General features: G+C 69.6%; 14 protein-coding genes. 8 read left to right on the top strand and 6 right to left on the bottom strand.

Annotated features, from left to right (window positions below):
* Positions 1-87 precede the first annotated feature (87 nt).
* Positions 88-2,856, top strand: a complete 2,769-nt coding sequence (locus AB0H43_RS32155; protein WP_360005548.1) for a cation-transporting P-type ATPase — start codon at positions 88-90, stop codon at positions 2,854-2,856.
* 9 nt (positions 2,857-2,865) lie between these two features.
* Here the strand turns inward: AB0H43_RS32155 and AB0H43_RS32160 are convergent, their stop codons facing one another.
* Positions 2,866-3,861 carry a glycerophosphodiester phosphodiesterase family protein gene (locus tag AB0H43_RS32160; RefSeq protein WP_360005550.1) on the bottom strand — a complete coding sequence of 332 codons (996 nt, stop codon included), beginning with the start codon at positions 3,859-3,861 and terminating at the stop codon, positions 2,866-2,868.
* 116 nt (positions 3,862-3,977) lie between these two features.
* Between AB0H43_RS32160 and AB0H43_RS32165 the strand changes: the two genes are divergently transcribed.
* Positions 3,978-4,565 carry a peroxidase-related enzyme gene (locus AB0H43_RS32165; protein ID WP_360005552.1) on the top strand — a complete coding sequence of 196 codons (588 nt, stop codon included), beginning with the start codon at positions 3,978-3,980 and terminating at the stop codon, positions 4,563-4,565.
* Positions 4,566-4,633: 68 nt separating this feature from the next.
* The gene (locus tag AB0H43_RS32170) at positions 4,634-5,119 is read left to right on the top strand and encodes an N-acetyltransferase (RefSeq protein ID WP_360005554.1); all 486 of its coding nucleotides are present in this window, start codon (positions 4,634-4,636) and stop codon (positions 5,117-5,119) included.
* Positions 5,120-5,141: 22 nt separating this feature from the next.
* On the opposite strand, the gene AB0H43_RS32175 is transcribed toward AB0H43_RS32170, so the two are convergent.
* Positions 5,142-5,591, bottom strand: coding sequence for a hypothetical protein (locus AB0H43_RS32175; RefSeq protein ID WP_360005556.1), 450 nt, complete (start codon positions 5,589-5,591; stop codon positions 5,142-5,144).
* A 193-nt stretch (positions 5,592-5,784) separates the two neighbouring features.
* Entirely contained in the window at positions 5,785-6,135 is a 351-nt protein-coding gene (locus AB0H43_RS32180) for a cupin domain-containing protein (RefSeq protein WP_360005558.1), read from the bottom strand.
* A gap of 133 nt (positions 6,136-6,268) precedes the next feature.
* Between AB0H43_RS32180 and AB0H43_RS32185 the strand changes: the two genes are divergently transcribed.
* Entirely contained in the window at positions 6,269-6,475 is a 207-nt protein-coding gene (locus AB0H43_RS32185; RefSeq protein WP_360005560.1) for an RNA-binding S4 domain-containing protein, read from the top strand.
* Positions 6,476-6,480: 5 nt separating this feature from the next.
* Here the strand turns inward: AB0H43_RS32185 and AB0H43_RS32190 are convergent, their stop codons facing one another.
* The 3 genes from AB0H43_RS32190 to AB0H43_RS32200 form a co-directional block, all read right to left on the bottom strand.
* On the bottom strand, positions 6,481-7,704 hold the full coding sequence (locus AB0H43_RS32190) for an MFS transporter (RefSeq protein WP_360005562.1): 1,224 nt from the start codon (positions 7,702-7,704) through the stop codon (positions 6,481-6,483).
* Positions 7,705-7,837: 133 nt separating this feature from the next.
* Entirely contained in the window at positions 7,838-8,260 is a 423-nt protein-coding gene (locus AB0H43_RS32195; RefSeq protein WP_360005564.1) for a nucleotidyl transferase AbiEii/AbiGii toxin family protein, read from the bottom strand.
* An 18-nt stretch (positions 8,261-8,278) separates the two neighbouring features.
* Complete coding sequence (locus AB0H43_RS32200; RefSeq protein WP_360005566.1) at positions 8,279-8,602, bottom strand: hypothetical protein; 324 nt, start codon at positions 8,600-8,602, stop codon at positions 8,279-8,281.
* A gap of 222 nt (positions 8,603-8,824) precedes the next feature.
* On the opposite strand from AB0H43_RS32200, the gene AB0H43_RS32205 reads away from it, so the two are divergent.
* The 4 genes from AB0H43_RS32205 to AB0H43_RS32220 are packed head-to-tail and all read left to right on the top strand — an operon-like array spanning position 8,825 to position 17,662.
* Positions 8,825-11,767 carry an AAA family ATPase gene (locus AB0H43_RS32205; RefSeq protein ID WP_360005567.1) on the top strand — a complete coding sequence of 981 codons (2,943 nt, stop codon included), beginning with the start codon at positions 8,825-8,827 and terminating at the stop codon, positions 11,765-11,767.
* Between the two features lie 59 nt (positions 11,768-11,826).
* Positions 11,827-11,985 (top strand): hypothetical protein, encoded by a 159-nt coding sequence (locus AB0H43_RS32210; RefSeq protein WP_360005568.1) that lies wholly within the window; start codon positions 11,827-11,829, stop codon positions 11,983-11,985.
* Between the two features lie 42 nt (positions 11,986-12,027).
* Entirely contained in the window at positions 12,028-14,781 is a 2,754-nt protein-coding gene (locus tag AB0H43_RS32215; protein WP_360005570.1) for a S8 family serine peptidase, read from the top strand.
* Positions 14,782-14,815: 34 nt separating this feature from the next.
* On the top strand, positions 14,816-17,662 hold the full coding sequence (locus AB0H43_RS32220; RefSeq protein WP_360005572.1) for a hypothetical protein: 2,847 nt from the start codon (positions 14,816-14,818) through the stop codon (positions 17,660-17,662).
* Positions 17,663-17,705 lie beyond the last annotated feature (43 nt).

Below are 17,705 nucleotides of genomic sequence, written 5' to 3' on the forward strand. Positions count from 1 at the left end.
CGGAGACAAGATCCGGTTCACCCGCGGCGGGTGAGGGTCGCGAACCCCGGTCGCGGCGATGATCGGGGATACGAGGGGGTGGGGGTCGTGGTGGTGGAGAGCAGGCCCGGCGTGATGGCCACACCCGGCGGGCCGGCATACGCCCGGTCGTACGCCGACGTCGCCGCGGCCGCCGGAGTGCGACCCGAGCAGGGACTCAGCAGCAGCGAGGCGCAGGCTCGGCTGACGAAGTACGGCCCGAACCGGTTGGCGGGCGGGAAGAAGGAGTCGGCGCTCGCCGCGTTCGTGCGTCAGTACCGCGACTTCATGCAGATCATCCTGCTGGTCGCGGCGATCGTGAACCTGATCGTGACCAAGAGCTGGTCGACGACGATCGTGCTGGCCGGGCTGACCGTGTTCAACGCCGTCATCGGACTGCGGCAGGAGGCCAAGGCGGAGGAGAGCGTCCGCGCACTGCAACAGATGATGAAGACGATCGCCCGCGTACGCCGGGACGGGCAGGCGGTCGAGATCGACGCCGAGCAGCTCGTCCCCGGTGACGTCGTCCTGCTGGAGGCGGGGAACCGGGTGCCGGCCGACGGCCGGGTCGGCGTCGCGGCCACGTTGGAGATCGAGGAGGCCGCCCTGACCGGGGAGAGTCTCCCGGTCGGCAAGACGGTCGACGTGGTCCCCGGCGACGACGTCGCGCTGGGCGACCGCACCTGTATGGCGTACATGAACACCTCCGTGACCCGGGGCCGCGGTGAGCTGGTGGTGACCGCGACCGGGATGGACACGGAGATCGGCCACATCGCCCACCTCCTGGCCGGCACCGAGGCGGGCAAGACCCCGTTGCAGAAGCAGCTCGACGGCCTGTCGAAGATCATCGCGACGATTGCCGCGGTGGCCCTGGTCTTCGTCGTGGTGCTGGGGCTGATTCGCGGCCAGTCGTTCGACACGCTGTTCATCACCGGCGTGGCCCTGGCCGTGGCGGCGATCCCCACCGGCCTGCCCGCGGTCGTGACCGCCCTGCTGTCGATCGGCACCCGGGACATCGCCGCGCGAAACGCGATCGTCAAACGGCTGCCCGCGGTCGAGACGCTCGGCGCGACCTCGGTGATCTGCTCGGACAAGACCGGCACCCTGACCCTGAACAAGATGACCGCACGGGAGCTGGTCATTCCCGGACAGCAACGGTTCACCGTCAGCGGCGAGGGTTACGGCACCGAGGGCAAGATCACCCACGTCGGCGGGTCCGACTTCGAGCTGGACCCGTATCTGCTGCCGATGGCGTTGTGCGCCGACGCCGTGCTGGACGGTGAGAACCTGATCGGTGACCCGACCGAGGGCGCGCTGATCGTGCTGGCCGCCAAGGGCGGGCTGAACATCTCCGAGACCCGCGCCGGCTTCCCGCGCGTCGCCGAGGTCCCGTTCGACTCGGACTACAAGTTCATGGCGACCTTCCACGAGATGACCGACGACACCGGCAAAGCGGTGATCCGCTGCTACGTCAAAGGCGCGCCGGACGTCCTGATCGCCAAGGCGTCGTCCTACCGCGACCCGTCCGGTGCGGTGGTGCCGGTCACGGCCGAGAACAAGGCGCTCGCATCGGCGGCGAACGACCGGATCGCCGCCGCGGGGGAGCGGGTCATGGTGGTCGCGCAACGCGACTTCGACCCGGCCACGTTCGACCCGGCCGCCGATCTCCTTCCAGAGGTACGCGACCTGACGTTGCTGGCGATGGTCGGCATCGTCGACCCGCCGCGGCCGGAGGCCAAGGCCGCGATCGCCGAATGCCGGGCCGCCGGCATCCGCGTACGCATGATCACCGGCGACCACGCGACGACCGCCGCGGCGATCGCCCGGGAACTCGGCATCGAAGGCCGCGCCCTGACCGGCGCGCAGTTCTCGGCGATGACCGACGACCAACTGCTCCAGGAGCTGCCCGGCATCGGCGTGATCGCCCGGGTCGCCCCCGAGGACAAACTCCGCCTCGTACGCCTGCTGCAGGAGAGCGGCAACGTCGTCGCGATGACCGGCGACGGGGTCAACGACGCACCGGCGTTGAAGGCGGCCGACATCGGCGTCGCCATGGGCATCACCGGCACGGAGGTGTCCAAGGAAGCCGCCGTCATGATCCTCACCGACGACAACTTCGCGACGATCGTGGGCGCCGTCGAGTACGGCCGGTCCCTCTACGACAACCTGCTGAAGTACCTGCGCTTCCAGATGTCCACCCTGGTCGCGTACATCGCGATCTTCCTGGCCGCCGGGGTGCTCAACATCGCCGCCGGTGCGCCGTTGAACCCGATGCAGATCCTCTGGCTCAACATGGTCATCGACGTCCCGATCGCGATCGCGCTCGGCTTCGACAAGCCGACGGCCGGTCTGATGGAACGGCCGCCCCGGCCGGTCGGCGCACCCGTGCTGTCCCGCGCCAACTGGATCCGGCTCTGCGTACAAGGGGCGGTCATGACCATCGGGTCGCTGGTGGCGTACCAGATCGGCGACGGGCAGGGCGGACCGGTGCTGGGCGCGACCATGCTGCTCACCACGCTGTCGCTGTTCCACCTCGTCGGCGGTCTGTTGTCGCGGGACCAGGTCGGCACGATCTTCGACCGGTCCGCCATCCCCGGCGCGCAGCAACTGCGGCGGTACGGCATCGCACTGGTCGCGATCATCGCCGTGACCGCGTTCGACATCCTCCACCGCATCTTCGGCACGACGTCGCTCGGCGGCCGGGAATGGCTGATCAGCATCGGGCTCGCCGCGACCCTGCTCGTCGTCGAGGAGCTGATCAAGGTCGTCGTGCGCCGCGGTGCGCGTACGCCGGAGGCGGCGGCCGTTCAGGGCGGCCGGGTGCCCCGAGCCGCTTGACCCAGCTGACTAGGACGCTCTACGCAGTGTGGCCACCCGGTCGACCCGGTTGGTCCAGATGACACCGCTGTAGCCGGCCGGCAGCCGTTTCCAGTCGTCGGCCGAGTCGAAGCCCTCGGAGAACCCGCCGTCACCGGCCACGAGCACGACCCGGGTGTCCTTGGCGGCCATCCGGTCCACGAACTTGACCGGCCAGCCCCACAGATAAGGCGCGTACGCCTCCGGGATGTGCAGCTGCCGGTGGGCGCAGGCGTCCGGCACGTATCCGGTCGCGCCGACGGCGATGTACTTCAGCAGGCAGTCCTTCATGATCGCTTTCGACATGACGCGTACCCGCGGGAGCCGGGCGGCCAACGCCGCGATCGGCTCGTCGCCGCCGTAGACACTGATCTTGGTCAGCCGCTCGGCGGGCACCGTCGCGAGGTATGCGGCCAGGACTTCGCCCTCCGTCGGTTCGCCGCTCTTGACGTCGATGAGGAACTCCCGGTCGGGGAACGCGGTCAGCACGTCCTCAATGGCCGGCATCTTGCCGACGCCCTTGCCGCGGAACGGAAAAGTCGCTCCACCGTCGGCGGTGTAGTGGTATCCGATGTCGAGCTTCTGCAGGTCGGCGAGAGTGTGATCGCGGACCTTGCCCGTGCTGTTCGTGCGGCAGCCCAGTTCGTGGTCGTGGAAGACGGCGATCCGGTCGTCCTGGGTCACCTGGATGTCGAACTCCACGATGTCGGCGCCCGCGTCGAAGGCCGCGCGCATGGACTCGATCGTGTTCTCCAGGTACGGATGCTCCGGCGGGTAGATCACCTCGGCCGTGCAGGTGTCGCCGTCGACGCTCCCGACGTCGAAGGTCTGCGCCAGCCCACGATGAGCCAGCAGCAGCGGCGCGCGGCCGTCGTCGCCCGCGAGCCACGAGCTGTTGTTGACGTACGCGGCCGCGACGAGGGCCAGAACGCAGGCGAGCGAGATGAGGAGGATGCGGCGGCGACGGGAGCGTTTCTGTGCGTGCACCGAAGCAGTGTCCCAGCCTTTCCGTGGAGCTTCGTTCCGTGGAGCGCCGAACACGCCCGCGTAAGGAAGGCGACCGGAGGACCCCTCGGGTCTGCTTTCGACGGCACAATGTCGCCATGTTCATCGAGACGACGCCCGAGCAGGCCGCGACCGGTTCCACTGCCGAGTATTACCAGCAGCAACGGGCCGCGTGGGGATTCCTGCCCAACTACGCCGGCGCGTTCGGTCACCGTCCGGACGTGGCGCAGGCGTGGAACGCGCTCAATCTCGCCATCCGGGGCGGGATGGATCGCCGGCGGTTCGAGATCGCCACGATCGCCGCCGCCCGGGCGCTGCGGTCGACGTATTGCACGGCTGCCCACTCGAAGTTCCTGCGGGACGTCTGCGGCGACGAGGCTTCGCTCCGCCGCATCGCCGAGTCGCCGGACGGTGAGAGCCTCGACGAGCAGGACCGCGCCGTGTACCGGTTCGCGACGAAGGTCGCGACGGATGCCGCGTCGGTGCAGCAGGGTGATGTCGACGAGTTGCACGCCGTCGGGCTCGCGGACCGCGACATCGCCGACATCGTGTACGCGGCGGCCGCGCGTAGCTTCTTCACCCGGGTGCTCGACGGGCTCGGGGCGCAGCTCGACGTGGAGATCGCCGAGGAGTTCGATCCCGAGTTGTACGCGACGATGGTGGTCGGCCGGGAAGCCGCCGCCTGATCGGAGTACTCGGTCGCCAGGCCGTATTCGGTTCGCCCGGCGGCTGGTCGACCTGACAGGATGCCGCGATGGCGTACAAGATCCGGAAGGCCGTGGCCGACGACGCGGCGTTCCTGGCCGAGATGCTGCTGGCGGCGTTCGACTGGCGGGGCACCGGCCGGTTCACCTTGTCCGAAGTCCTTGCCCGGCCGGACGTCGCGCACTATGTCGCCGGGTGGCCGCGCTCGGGTGATCTGGGTGTCGTCGCGGTCGACGAGGCCGGCGTCCCGGCCGGGGCCTGCTGGCTGCGGTACCTGCCGGCCGACGATCCCGGCTACGGCTGGGTCGCCGCCGACGTCCCGGAGATCACGCTCGGTGTGGCCGACGCCCACCGGCGTCGCGGGCTCGGCCGGATGCTGCTGCGCGAGCTGCTGGTCGTGGCCCGCGAGGCGGGCATCGCGCAGCTGTCGCTGTCGGTGGAGCCGGACAATCACGCACGTGGCCTGTATCTGGCCGAAGGCTTCGAGGTGGTCGGCGGGGACGGCGGAGCGGAAACCCTCAGCCGCCGTCCCTGACGTCCGGAGTGGTGCGGTGTGCTCAGCAGAACGGTGCGACCGGGACGGTCGTGGTGCTGGGCAGCCCGGCCGGCGGTTCGCCCGTGAACGCCAGCCGCATGTCGGTGTAGAACTCGTTGCCGCACAGGTGCTGCGGGGCGCTCAGCGTGACGGTGACCGGGATGCTCACCGTGGCGCCGGTGGCGCAGTTCGGGTCGCACAGGTTGACCGTCGCGGTGCCCGTGCCGGAGACGGTGCCGTTGCTGGTGCTGTCGGACCAATTGGTCCAGGTCAGGTCGGACAGCTTCAGTGAAGAGTCGACGGAGACCGGCGCGGTCGTCGGTGCCACGGCGGCGGATGCGGGAGTCTTCCCGTTCGCGGCGAGGTAGATGGCCTGACCGTCGGCGGCCGAGGCGGACATGGCGGACGGGACGAGACCGGCGGCGACGATCGTGGCGGTCGCGATCGATGCGGTGAACAGCTTCCGTCGCATGGGGGTGCTCCCTCGCGGTTGTGCGGGTCAAGACGACTACGGCGAGTATTCCCTCGGTTACAGCGACTCGTCTACCGTACTTTTCGCCAGGATGGAGAAGTTTCGACCTGTCCGGAGGTTTTCACCCGTATTTTCTGTCCTGTCCCCGGTATAAATTCGCCGCACATTGCCGAATATCCGGTTCAGCCCCCGCTCACGGCTGGTCCGTCTGCACGATGTCCACCGAGATCTCCACCGCAGGGACCGTCCCTCGGTTCTCCAGCCAGTGCAGGGTGTCACGGTCTTCGGGCCAGCCGACCCCGGGACCGTAGTCCGTGGTGGTGCCGTCCCGATGGTCGGTGATCGTCCCCTGGAGCACGTAGACGGTCCCGGGCCGGCCTCGATGGTCGTGCAGCGGGCCGAAGACGCCGCCGGGTTCGATCGTCACCATACGCATCCGAAGCTGCCGCCCGGCCAGGCCCTCGATCTCAGGCCCGAGGTCCACCGTGGCCAGTAGCTCCACCGACACCCCGCTCGACGGCGGCACCGCCTGTTCGTCGCTCACTGTGCTGTCCTCTCCGCCGAGGTATGCCGGCCGCGACCGACCCGGTTCGATTATCGGGCCTGGTCAGCGTCTCGACGGCGAAGTCTCGCGAGTCGCGTGAAACGGCCCGGGCCGCAGGGTCGATGATGCAGGGATGAGAGACGTTCCGATCCGCGACGACATGATCCGGCTGGGCCAGTTCCTGAAACTGGCCGGTGTCATGGACACCGGCGGCGAAGCCAAGTCCGCCATCGTCGCCGGCGAGGTCGCCGTCAACGGTGAAGCCGAAGTGCGTCGGGGCAGGCAGCTCCACCGTGGTGACGTCGTCGAGATCGACGGTGAACGCCTTCGGGTGGCGTAGCGGGGTTAGGCGTACGCCGGGCTGCTCCGTTGCGCCCAGCGCACGACGACCGGCATCACCAGCCCGACGATCACGAACACTCCACCGAGCAGCAGCCAGCCCGGCGCACCCCAGCTCAGGCAGAGCACCGCGACGACCGACGGCGCGACCACGTTCACCAGGCCGGTGCCGAGGCTGGCGACCCCGGTGTACTGGCCTTGGGCGTACGCGGGAACGAGGCTGAACCGCAGCTCCATCGAGCCGGCCGCATGCCACAGTTCGCCGACGGTGTGCACCGCGACCCCGCCGGCGATGAGCAGAGCGGCGGCCCAGCCCGGCAGTCCGGCGGCGGCGGCCGTCAACGCCATTCCGGCCAGGAAAGCCAGGCCCGCGCGGCGGATGGCGTGCGCTCCCGGGATGCTGCCGTCGACGGCCCGGCCGGCGCGTACCTGGAAGAGCACCACCAGCGCGGTGTTGAGGAGGGTCGCCGCCCCGACGAGCCACCGCGGCGCGGACGTATGCCCGACAATCCACAATGGCAGGCCGAAGACCAGGACCCGACCCTGGATCGACATGATGGCGTCAAGAACAGTGAAGACCACGTAGCCCCGGTCGCGCAGCGCCAGCCATCGGCCGACGGTCGACGGCCGTTCGACCGGGGCGACCGACGGCAGGCGAACCGTGATCAGGGCGCTCGCCACGAAACTCAGCGCGTTGCCCACGACGACCGCCAGATACGCCGACCGGGTGTCGAACTGCACGGCGAACCCGGCCGCCACCGCACCGAGCGCGGCGGCCAGGTTGGCGACCGAGCGCAGGTACGCCCGGAACCGCGGCAGCTCGGCGTCGCCGAAGCGGCGTACCAGAGGTGCTCGCGCGGAGACGCTCGCGGTGCGAGCCAGCTCGCCGACGCACAGCGCGACCAGGAAGACGCCGAACGAGCGGGCCGTGACCAGCGCCGCCATCGCCGCGGCCTGCACGCAGAGCGTGACCAGATAGACCTCGCGCGGCCCTCGGCGGTCGGCGAGATGCCCGACCGGGATACCCGCGGCGATGCCGACGATCGCCGCGATGCCGAGCGCGGCGGCGACCTGCGCGACCGACAGACCGACCACCCGCGTCGCGAACAGCGCCGAGCTGACCATGAACATGCCGCTGCCGAGCATGTTGACGAACGAGGACAGCGCGATGACACGCTGCGGTCCAGCCTCGGGGAGCGCGGCCCGGATCAATCGCGACAAGATCAGCACGCGGTGCAGGCTAGCGGCCTTGCCGCCCTGCGGGGAGTCGGTTCGTCGCCCGATACCGCGCGACGGCCCAGGCTGCTAACTTACTTGTACGCGATCAGCCGAGACAGACCTCGTCGCCCGGAACGGGTTCTTGCTACGAGTTGCCGACTTCGATCTCCTCTGCCCAGGCGAGAAGTCTGATAACCATCGCTTCGACCTGGTCGGCATTGAGCTTGTACGACTCGAACGCTGAAGCGGGAAGTCGCGTGACAGCCTGGAGGGCCTCAGCGAAGATCCCGGCTTCGAATCCTGGGTCATGGTCTGCGGCCATCTGCTGCAGTTCGGGCCCGGTGTACCGACCGTCTTTCAGTACTCCATACACGTCGATGTAGTCACGCACCGCGGCCCGCCCGAACAAAGCGCACAGCTTGTTCGCCGCCGCATCCACCGGATGCAACACCGGACCGATCGCCAGTGGTACTGGCGGAAAAGCGCGCCAGTCCACTCCGAGCTCGACAGTGCTGCTCTCGCCGGAGGCGGGGTCGGCGACTCCCGGCGACTCGAGCCAGGCGCTCATGAAATGGATCCATCGATCTCAAGCCGCTCCGGGCAGACCCGGGAAGCGGGATTCCCATAGATCCCGGACCTTGCGAGGCAACCAGAGCCGACGCCACACCCGGGCCAGGGTCGCGCCGTCGATGAATGCACGTAGATCCTCCACCCGCATCGACTCCCGGAGGACGACCTCATACATGAGGTTGCGTTGACGAGGATCGGACAGGTCGTAACGGCCCTGCTCAGACCAGTCCAGACGCGGTGGCAGCTCGACCACCCCTGTGGTAGGTCCGGTCAGCTCTTCCAGCGAATCCGGCACCGTATAGGGTCGGCCATCTTCGTACAAAGTCCGTGGCTGCACCATATGAACATTATCTAGCATCCGTGCGTCGCCACTCCAGACCTGCCGCGCGAGGCGGCAATTGTCAAGTATTCGTGCGGCTTCTGGGATCTTCCCGCCGCAATCAGGACATAAACCGGATGCCTAGATCATTTGGATGAGTCGGGTGTCGCGGTGCGCGGCGGCCTGTTTACTCGGGCGTGGTCTTGCGTCAAGATCGTTGAAAGTCCGGGTTGGAGGCGGGAGATGACCAGGGAGGCAGCGACAGGCGAGCTGTTGTCCGGCGCTGCCGCGGTGTCGCCGCCGGCGTTGGTCGGCCGTGACGAGGAACTGGCCCGGCTGGGCGAGGTCGTCGCGACGCCCCCGGCCCTGGTGCTGATCGAGGGAGAAGCCGGGATCGGCAAGACCCGTCTCCTGGAGGAGTTCCTGGCCGCGGCTGGCGGTGGGTTCACTGCTTTGACGGCGACCTGTCCACCGCTGCGGGAGCCGTGCACGCTAGGCCCGATTGTGGACGCGGTGCTGGCGACCGGCATCAGTACGCTCGCCCCGCTGGAGCTGAGCCCGTTGGCGGGGGCGCTGCGTCCCTTGTTCCCGGAGTGGGCGCAGGAACTGCCGCCCGCGCCGGAACCGGCCGAGGACGCCACCGCCGCCCGGCATCGTGTCCTGCGCGCATTGGCCGAACTGGTCGACAAGCTGGGCGTCACGTTGCTCGTCATCGACGACGCCCAGTGGTCGGACGACGCGACCAGGGAGTTCGTGCTGTTCCTGGCGAACCGGGAGGGCGCTCGTCTCAGCATCGTGGTGGCGTATCGGCCGGAGGACCTCGTCGAGGACTCCTGGCTGCGGAGGCTTTCGGCGCTGTTGCGGCCGCACCGTTCCCGGCTCCGGCTCGTGCTGGAACCGCTCGGCCAGGCCGAGACGGCGGCGTTGGCGATGTCGATGCTGGCGGGGGAGGCGGTCTCCGACGGGTTCGCGCGCCACCTGCATGTGCACACCGACGGTGTTCCGCTCGCGGTCGAGGAGTGCGTACGCCTGATGGCCGGCCGGGGCGACGTCATCCGGCACGTGGGTGTCTGGAAGCGGCTGCCGCTGGAGGAGATCATCGTGCCGCCGACGGTGCGGGACACCGTCCTCGAGCACGCGGGTCAGCTCGCGCCGGCGACGCAGGCCGTGCTGCGCGCGGCGGCCGTCGTCGCCGAGCCGGTCGCCGAGCGGCATCTGATCCAGATCAGCGGGCTGGCGCCGGAGGAGTTCGAGGCGGGTGTGGCCGAGGCGATGGCGCATCGTCTGCTGCACCAGCGGGACCGGCAGCGGTTGTCGTTCCGCCACGTGCTGGCCGGCCGGGCGGTCTACGACGCCATCCCCGAGCGCGAGAAGCGCACGCTGCACGAGCGGGCCGGCCTCGCGCTCGAAACGCTGGCGCCCTTGCCGTTGGCCCAGTTGGCGAACCACTTCCGGCACGCCGGCGATGGCGAACGGTGGCGCAAGTACGCCGGGCTGACCGTCGACGTGGCGGTGCAGACCGGCGACGAGGCGACGGCCGGAGCGGTGCTGTACGACCTCGTGATCAACGGCGATGTGCCGGTCGACCAGCTCTCCGCGCTCGTCGACCGCCTGCCGCTCGGCGCGTTGACGGGAACGACGCGGCTGGCGGACGTCGCGCAGGTGTTGCGACGGCGGCTCGATCAGCCTTTGTCGGACCGCAGCGTCGAGGCCGACCTGCGATTCCAGCTGGCCCGGATCCTCAACGACCTGGAAGACTACGGCGGTGCTCGCTCCGAAATGGAGCGTGCCCTGCCGCATCTGGCTCGCACGGACGTGTCCGCCGCGCTGGCCATGCTGGTGCTCGGCTGGCCGCGCGGGCGTTCGACGGTGTCCACCCATGTGGCGTGGCTGGACCGGGCGGCCGAACTCCTGCCCGGACTTGAGCGGTCGGAGCGGCTGCGCATCGTCGCCGGACGGGCGGCCGCTTTGCTGACCTTGGGCGTCGAGCGTGGCTGGACGGAGGCCCAGGAGATTCCGGCCGAGGCCGGCGCGGGCCGGGATCGTCGAGTCATCACCGGCGGGCATCTCAACGTCGGCCACGCGGCGCTCCGTTGGGGAAGGTACGCCGAGGCGAGCCGATGGCTCGGGGCCGCGCGCCGGTTGGCGGAGGACAACGAGCAGTCGCGGCTCGAAGGTCTGATCCTGGGCTCGCAGCTGCACCTGGACTGGATGACCGGCACCTGGGACGGGCTCGCCGAGCGCGCCGCGACGCTGGCCGGGGATGAGAACGTCCCGCCGGTCAGTCGGCTGGAACCGGCCCTGATCGGCGGCCTGCTGCACCTGGCGTCCGGGCGTCCGGCAGTCGCCGCAAAGGAACTTGAACACGTCATGGAGACGGTGCGAGGCTTCGACGCCTGGGAGTTCCTGGCGGAGGCCGCAGCGGCGCTGACCCGGATCAGGCTGCGGGAAGACCGTCCCGACAAGGCGTTGGAGTCCTCCGACGAGGCCTGTGCCATCATCGTGGCGAAGGACATCTGGATCTGGGGGACCGAGATCGTCCCGGCGCGCGTACGGGCGCTGGCGGCTGCCGGGGCCACGGCGGAGGCCCGGGATCTCCTGGCGCGGTTCGAAGCCGGTCTAGCGGAGCGGCCTGTGCCCGCGCCGTTGGCGGCCGCCGCGGAGTGCCGTGCCGTGCTCGCCGAGAGCGCCGGCGAGTACGCCATCGCAGCGGACCTGTTCGAGCAGACGGCGCTCGCCTGGGCCGCACTGCCTCGGCCGTATGAGGCCGCACTGGCGCAGGAACACCAGGCGTCGAATCTGCTGCGGGCGGGGTCCGAAGCGGCCGGTCTGGAGCTGCTCACCGATGTGCTGAGCGCTTTTGCGGCACTCCCGGCGAGCGGCGACGTGGACCGGGTCGCCCGGACACTACGCGAACACGGGCAGCCGGTGCCGCGTACCTGGCGTGGGGGTCGCCGCGGCTATGGCACTGATCTGTCTCCGCGAGAACTCGAAGTGGTCGCGCTGGCCGCTGAGGGCCACACGAACCAGGAGATCGCCCGCCAGCTTCACCGCTCGCACCACACCGTGGCCAGCCAGTTGAAGTCGGCCATGCGCAAACTGGGCGCCGGGTCGCGTACCGGGTTGACTGCCAAGGCGATCGCGGCGGGTGTCGTGGCCGAACCGGGATCCACCACCGGCCCCTGATGTTGTTTCACCAGCTCTAGGTATCGCGATCGCAGGCTGTCCTGATCAGGATGCAGAGCATGCCAGATCGTGACGACGACGACCAGAACCAGCTGACGACGCCTCCGGAGGACGGCGTACGCGAGCGTGCGACCGCACGGCCCGCCGACGAGCAGCCGCGAGCCCGGCCGGGCGGCGACCCGGACGGCCACCCCCACGACCACTACGTGCCGCTCTAGGCCACCCCGAACCCCCACCCCGAAAGAAGATGAGGAACCCCCATGCCTGTCTTCCCCTCCCATCGGCGGAGATCCGCCGCAGTCCTGCTGGCGGTGGCGGCGACCGCGCTGGCGGTGACGGTCACGGCACCCGCGGCGGCCAGCCCCACCGCGCCCGGCACACCATCCACTGTGTCCAAGAACAAGATCCGTCCTGACCTGCGCAAACAGCTGGAAAGCCGGGATCGCACCGACTTCTGGATCGCCTTCGCGGCCAAGGCCGACCTGTCGAAGGCCGCGTCGATCAAGGATTGGAACGCCCGCGGCACGGCGGTCGCGGTGGCGTTGAAGCAGACCGCCGCCGAGAGCCAGCGGTCCGTCCGCGGAACGCTCGACTCGGCCGGCGTCAAGTATCAGAGCTTCTGGGCCACCAATGCGATCAAGGTGACCGGAGGCAAGCGTGCCCTCGTCGAGGCACTGGCGACCCGAGCCGAAGTGGCGTCCGTGTCACCGTCGTTCAAGGTCGAGCCGCCCAAGGTCACGACGTCCACGACCGCGCACACCTTGAGCGCCGTGGAGTGGGGAGTGGCCAACATCCAGGCCGACGACGTGTGGGCCGAGTACGGCGTACACGGTGAGGGCATCACGATCGCCAGCATCGACACCGGCGTCCAGTACGACCACCCGGCTCTGGTTCGTCAGTACCGCGGCAACAACGGCGACGGGACGTTCGACCACAACTACAACTGGTTCGACGCCGCCGGCACCTGCGGCGCCACTCCGTGCGACGGCCACGGCCACGGCACCCACACGATGGGCACGATGGTCGGCGACGACGGGGCCGGTCACCAGATCGGCGTCGCCCCCGGCGCCAAGTGGATCACCGCCAACGGCTGCTGCCCGGACGACACAGCGCTGATCGCGTCAGGACAGTGGATGCTGGAACCCACCGACCTGGCCGGGCAGAACCCCGACGCGAGCAAGCGCCCCAACATCGTCAACAACTCGTGGGGCTCCACCACCCCGAGCGACGAGCCGATCCTGGAGGACATCAGCCTCGCGTGGACCGCCTCGGGCATCTTCGGCATCTTCGCCAACGGCAACTCCGGCCCCGCGTGCCAGACCAGCGGCTCACCGGGCAGCCGCGTGATCAACTATTCGGTCGGCGCGTATGACGCGACCAACGCGATCGCCGACTTCTCCTCCCGGGGCTCCGGTCAGGACGGCGCGATCAAGCCCGACATCTCCGCTCCGGGCGCGTCGATCCTGTCCAGCCTGCCCGGCAACCGATACGAAGCCTGGGACGGGACGTCCATGGCCACCCCGCACGTCGCCGGAACGATCGCGCTGCTGTGGTCGGCGGCCGGGGCGCTGGTCGGCGACATCGACGAAACACGTGCCCTGCTCGACGGCACCGCCATCGACAGTCCCGACAGCCAGTGCGGCGGAACCGACGGCGACAACAACGTCTTCGGCCAAGGCCGCCTCGACGCGCTCGCGCTGCTCAAGTCCGCGCCCATCGGCGCGGTCGGGCGGGTGGGCGGAACCGTCACCGACACGGCCGGTACGCCGATCGGCGGAGCGCGGGTCACCATCACCGGACCGGTCAACCGCCAGCTGAGCACCGCCGCCGACGGCACCTTCCTCTCCGGAGTCCTGCCGATCGGGACCTACACGGTCAGCGTGAAGAAGTACGGCTACGAGGAACCGAGCGTCAGCGCCCAGATCAACCAGGACGCGACGACGACGCTGAACGTCGAACTCGTCGCCCTGCCCTTCACAACGGTCAGCGGCACCGTCACCGACGGGTCCGGCCACGGCTGGCCGCTCTACGCCAAGCTCACCATCGACGGCTACACCGAAGGCCCCATCTTCACCGACCCCGTCACCGGCCGCTACAGCGTCCGCCTGCCCGCGTCGACCGCGTACCAGGTGCACGTCTTCCCGCAGTACGACGGCTACGCCACCACCGACCGCACGGTGCGGCTCGGCGACGCCGACCTCACCTACGACGTGTCGCTGACCGCCGACGCGTCCAGCTGCACCGCACCGGGATACCGGTGGAACGGGGCCGGCGAGGACTTCACCGGCTGGACCAGCCCCACGGACGGCTGGACCTCCTCCGGTCAGCCCGCGTGGCGCTTCGACAACCCCGGCTACCGCACGGCGCCCAACGACGCCGGTGGCCGATTCGCGATCGCCGACCCGGCGTACGCGGGCGCCAAGCGCTTCGACACCACGCTCACCTCACCCGCGTTCGATCTGTCCCGGCAGGACAGTCCCCAGATCGCCTTCGACACCGCGTACTACGGCACCAGCAGCCAGCGGGCCGACGTGGACGTCAGCGTCGACGGCGGCAAGACGTGGACGACCGTGTGGCAGAAGACCACCGGCAACACCTTCGGCCGCGTCACCGTCGCGCTACCGCAAGCCGCGCACCGGTCCGACGTCCGTCTCCGGTTCCACTACCAGGGGCGCAACGGCACCTGGTGGGCCCTCGACAACGTCTTCGTCGGTACGCACGCCTGCGTCGTGGCCGACGGCGGCCTCGTCCTCGGATACGCCAAGGACACCACCGGTGCGCCGGTGTACGCCACCGTCGCGCGTACCGGCAACCCGCAGGAGTCCGCCACCACGGTGACCACCCCGGTCGACCCGAACGTCGGCGACGGCCTCTACTGGCTGTTCAGCAGCGCGACCGGGCCGACCGAACTCACCGCCACCGCCGCCACCTACGCCGGAGCCACCGCGACGGTCTCGGTGGTCAAGAATGCGATCGTCACCCAGGACTGGACCCTGACCAGGGCCGGTGGCTGACATGACGACCTTCACCTCACGAAGGAGCCGCCCCGTGATCCGGGCATACCGCAGACTTCTGGTCGCCTCCGCGACCGTCCTCCTCACCGTCAACGCCGGAACCACCGCCCTCGCGGACCCGGCCACGGACCTGACCACCACCGCCCCGGCCACCACGTCGGCGACCGGCAACAGTGGACTGTCGATGCCGGGCCTGACCGCGACCACCTACACGACCACCCTGATCACCGGGGACAAGGTCACCCTGCAGCAGACCGGCGGCCGCTACACCGTCACCGCCACGGCGGCTCAGCGCGCCGACGGCAGGATTCCCGCCGTCGACGTCCGGGCGAAGTTCGGCGCGGACTCGAAGACCACCAGCGTCATCGCCCTCCCGGCCGACGCCGGCGGCCTGGTCAAGGCCGGTGTGGTCGACCGCAACAGCTTCGACGTCCTCTGGCTGGCGAAACGATCCGCTGCCGGCGACACCTCGCTGCCGATGACGGTCAAGTTCGGCCCCGGGCTGGACGTCGCGGCGCTGACGCAAGCCGCGTCCGTCCTGCCCGGATCGTCCATCGCCGCGACGCACCAGGACACCGGCACCGTCGACCTGCGCGTCGACCCCGGCCAGGCCGCTCAGTTCTGGGCCGCCGTCGCGCCTTCCGGCTCCGCCGGAGATCTCACCGACCATCTGGTACGCGGTGTCACGCCTCAGCTGGCGCACGGCGTACTGGGCCTCTGGCCGACCGGCCACCGTTCGCCGGTGATGGCGCCGCAGACCGACACCGGCCAGCCCGAGTTCGACGTCACCTGGATCATCACCGCGCCCAGCCGCGCGGACCAGCAGCTGTGCGGCACCATGATCGCCACCATGTGCCTGTTCGCCGAGCCCAGCTTGGCGCAGGTCGGCGGGTCGGCCGTGGGGACGCCGTTCGCGTTGCAGGGCCTGCGCTGCGTGGCGGTCGACCCCTGCACGGGCTATGCGGCGACGTTCCGGGTGCCGGCCGGCGTCTACGAGGGCGGCGGGCTCATGACCTTCCGCCTCGCGGGCGTCGACCAGATCTTCAACGTCGAGGTGCCGGAGTTCACCGTCGACCGCGATATCACCCTCCAGACCGACGGCGACGTGGCCCAGCAGCTGACCGTCGAGACCCCGCGTCCGAGCGAGACCTACAACGGCACCCTGCTGACCTACCGCAGCTTCGCCAACGGCGTCGGCGGAGTCTCGATGGTGTTCACCATGTATGGGCACGCCAACTACTGGGCGGTGCCCAGCGCCCCGATCACGGTGGGCAGCTTCCACCTGGGCCAGAACTGGGTGCTCGGCGAGCCCTTCGTCCGCATGAAGGTCGTCAAGCCCACCAAACGGCCGCTGGCCGCGATTCAGGCGGGCAACATCCTGCAGGCGAGCCAGTCGTTCGCCCACTTCACCGGACGGCAGACCGTCGAACTGGTCGACGGCGGCCTCGGCCGGGCCGAAGACCTGGCCAAGATCGACGCGCGCGGCAAGCTCGTGATGCTGCAGATCGACGACGACAAGCTCGGCGGGATCTGCGACATCGGTACGCCCGCGCTCGACCGGGCGAAGGCGGCCGGCGCGGTCGGGGTGCTGGTCGACCCGGTCGCCAGCAACGGGCCGTGGCCGACGATGGTGTGCAACTACCTGCCGATCCTGCCGGCCTGGTGGACGCAGCCGTCGCAGGGCCGGCCCGAACTCCCGTACGCGGCGGTCACCCACGCCGAGGCGCAGCAGCTGCTCGAAATCATGCGTACGGACACCGTCAAGATCGAGATCACCGGTTCGTCGCCGATCAGCCCGTACATCTACAACCTGCACCTCTACCAGGAAGGGCAGATCCCCGCCTCCCTGCACACCGTGCTCACCGACAGCCAGCTCGCCGAGGTGCAGACGACGCTGGCGGGGACGCCGACCGAACCCGACCCGATGACCTTCTCGGCCTTCCGCAAGAACGAGCACGTGACGGGCGGCGTCATGTTGGTCGGCCTCACGGAGGGCATCCGCTACACCACCTACCAGGGGCCGGTCGCGCCCGACCTCGTCCGAGTCCAGCAAGACTGGTCCAACCGTGGCACCGTGGAGGTGGTCGACCGGGCCGGCCCGATCCGCGCCCAGCAGTGGGGGACCGGACCGCTGGTGCCTGGAGCGCCCGAGCTGTCGTCCAAGGTCTTCGAAGCCCGGCCGGGTGACTTCGACGGCGACGACTTCTACACGACCGTCACCGTCTGCTCGTTCTGCCGGCAGGGCAACACGTTCTATCCGCTCCTGCACCTGGTCACCGGGGCGAGCCCGAGCATCGTCAACGGCGCGTACATCTTCGCTCCGGAGAACCTGCACATGTACGCCGACGGGCAGGAACTGGCGCAAGGCACGGACTTCCTCTGGGGAGCCGTCTACGACCTGCCCGAGGAGGCGAAACGCTACGAGCTGACCGGCTCCAGCAACGGCGGAGCCACCACGACCAAGTGGGGCTTCACCTCGTCGGCGCCGACCACGGAGGCCCGGCAGCAAGGAACCTGGTGCCCGCAGGGGATCGGCGTCCTCTGCCACTCCGAGCCGCTGCTGTTCCTGCGATACGACGCCGGGCTCGACGCGACCGGGACGGTCACCGGCGGCGGTAAGCACGAACTGAAGCTCACCGCGTACCACCAGGGCGTCCACAGCGCGCCCATCGCGAGCCTGGAGCTGTCGATCAGTCTGGACGGCGGGACCACCTGGCAGCAGGTGAAGGTCGCGGCCAAGGGCGGCGGCGACTTCACCGCGAGTTACGTCCTGCCGAGCCGCACCGAAACCGGTGGGACGGTCAGCATCAAGGCGAAGGCGTCCGACACCGACGGCAACACCATCGAGCAGACGGTGCTCAACGCCTACGGCATCAAGTGACCGAAAGGGGTGCGAAGGCCTGGCGGCCTTCGCACCCCTTTCA

It is taken from the genome of Hamadaea sp. NPDC050747, from assembly GCF_040654195.1.
Taxonomy (GTDB): Bacteria; Actinomycetota; Actinomycetes; order Mycobacteriales; family Micromonosporaceae; genus Hamadaea.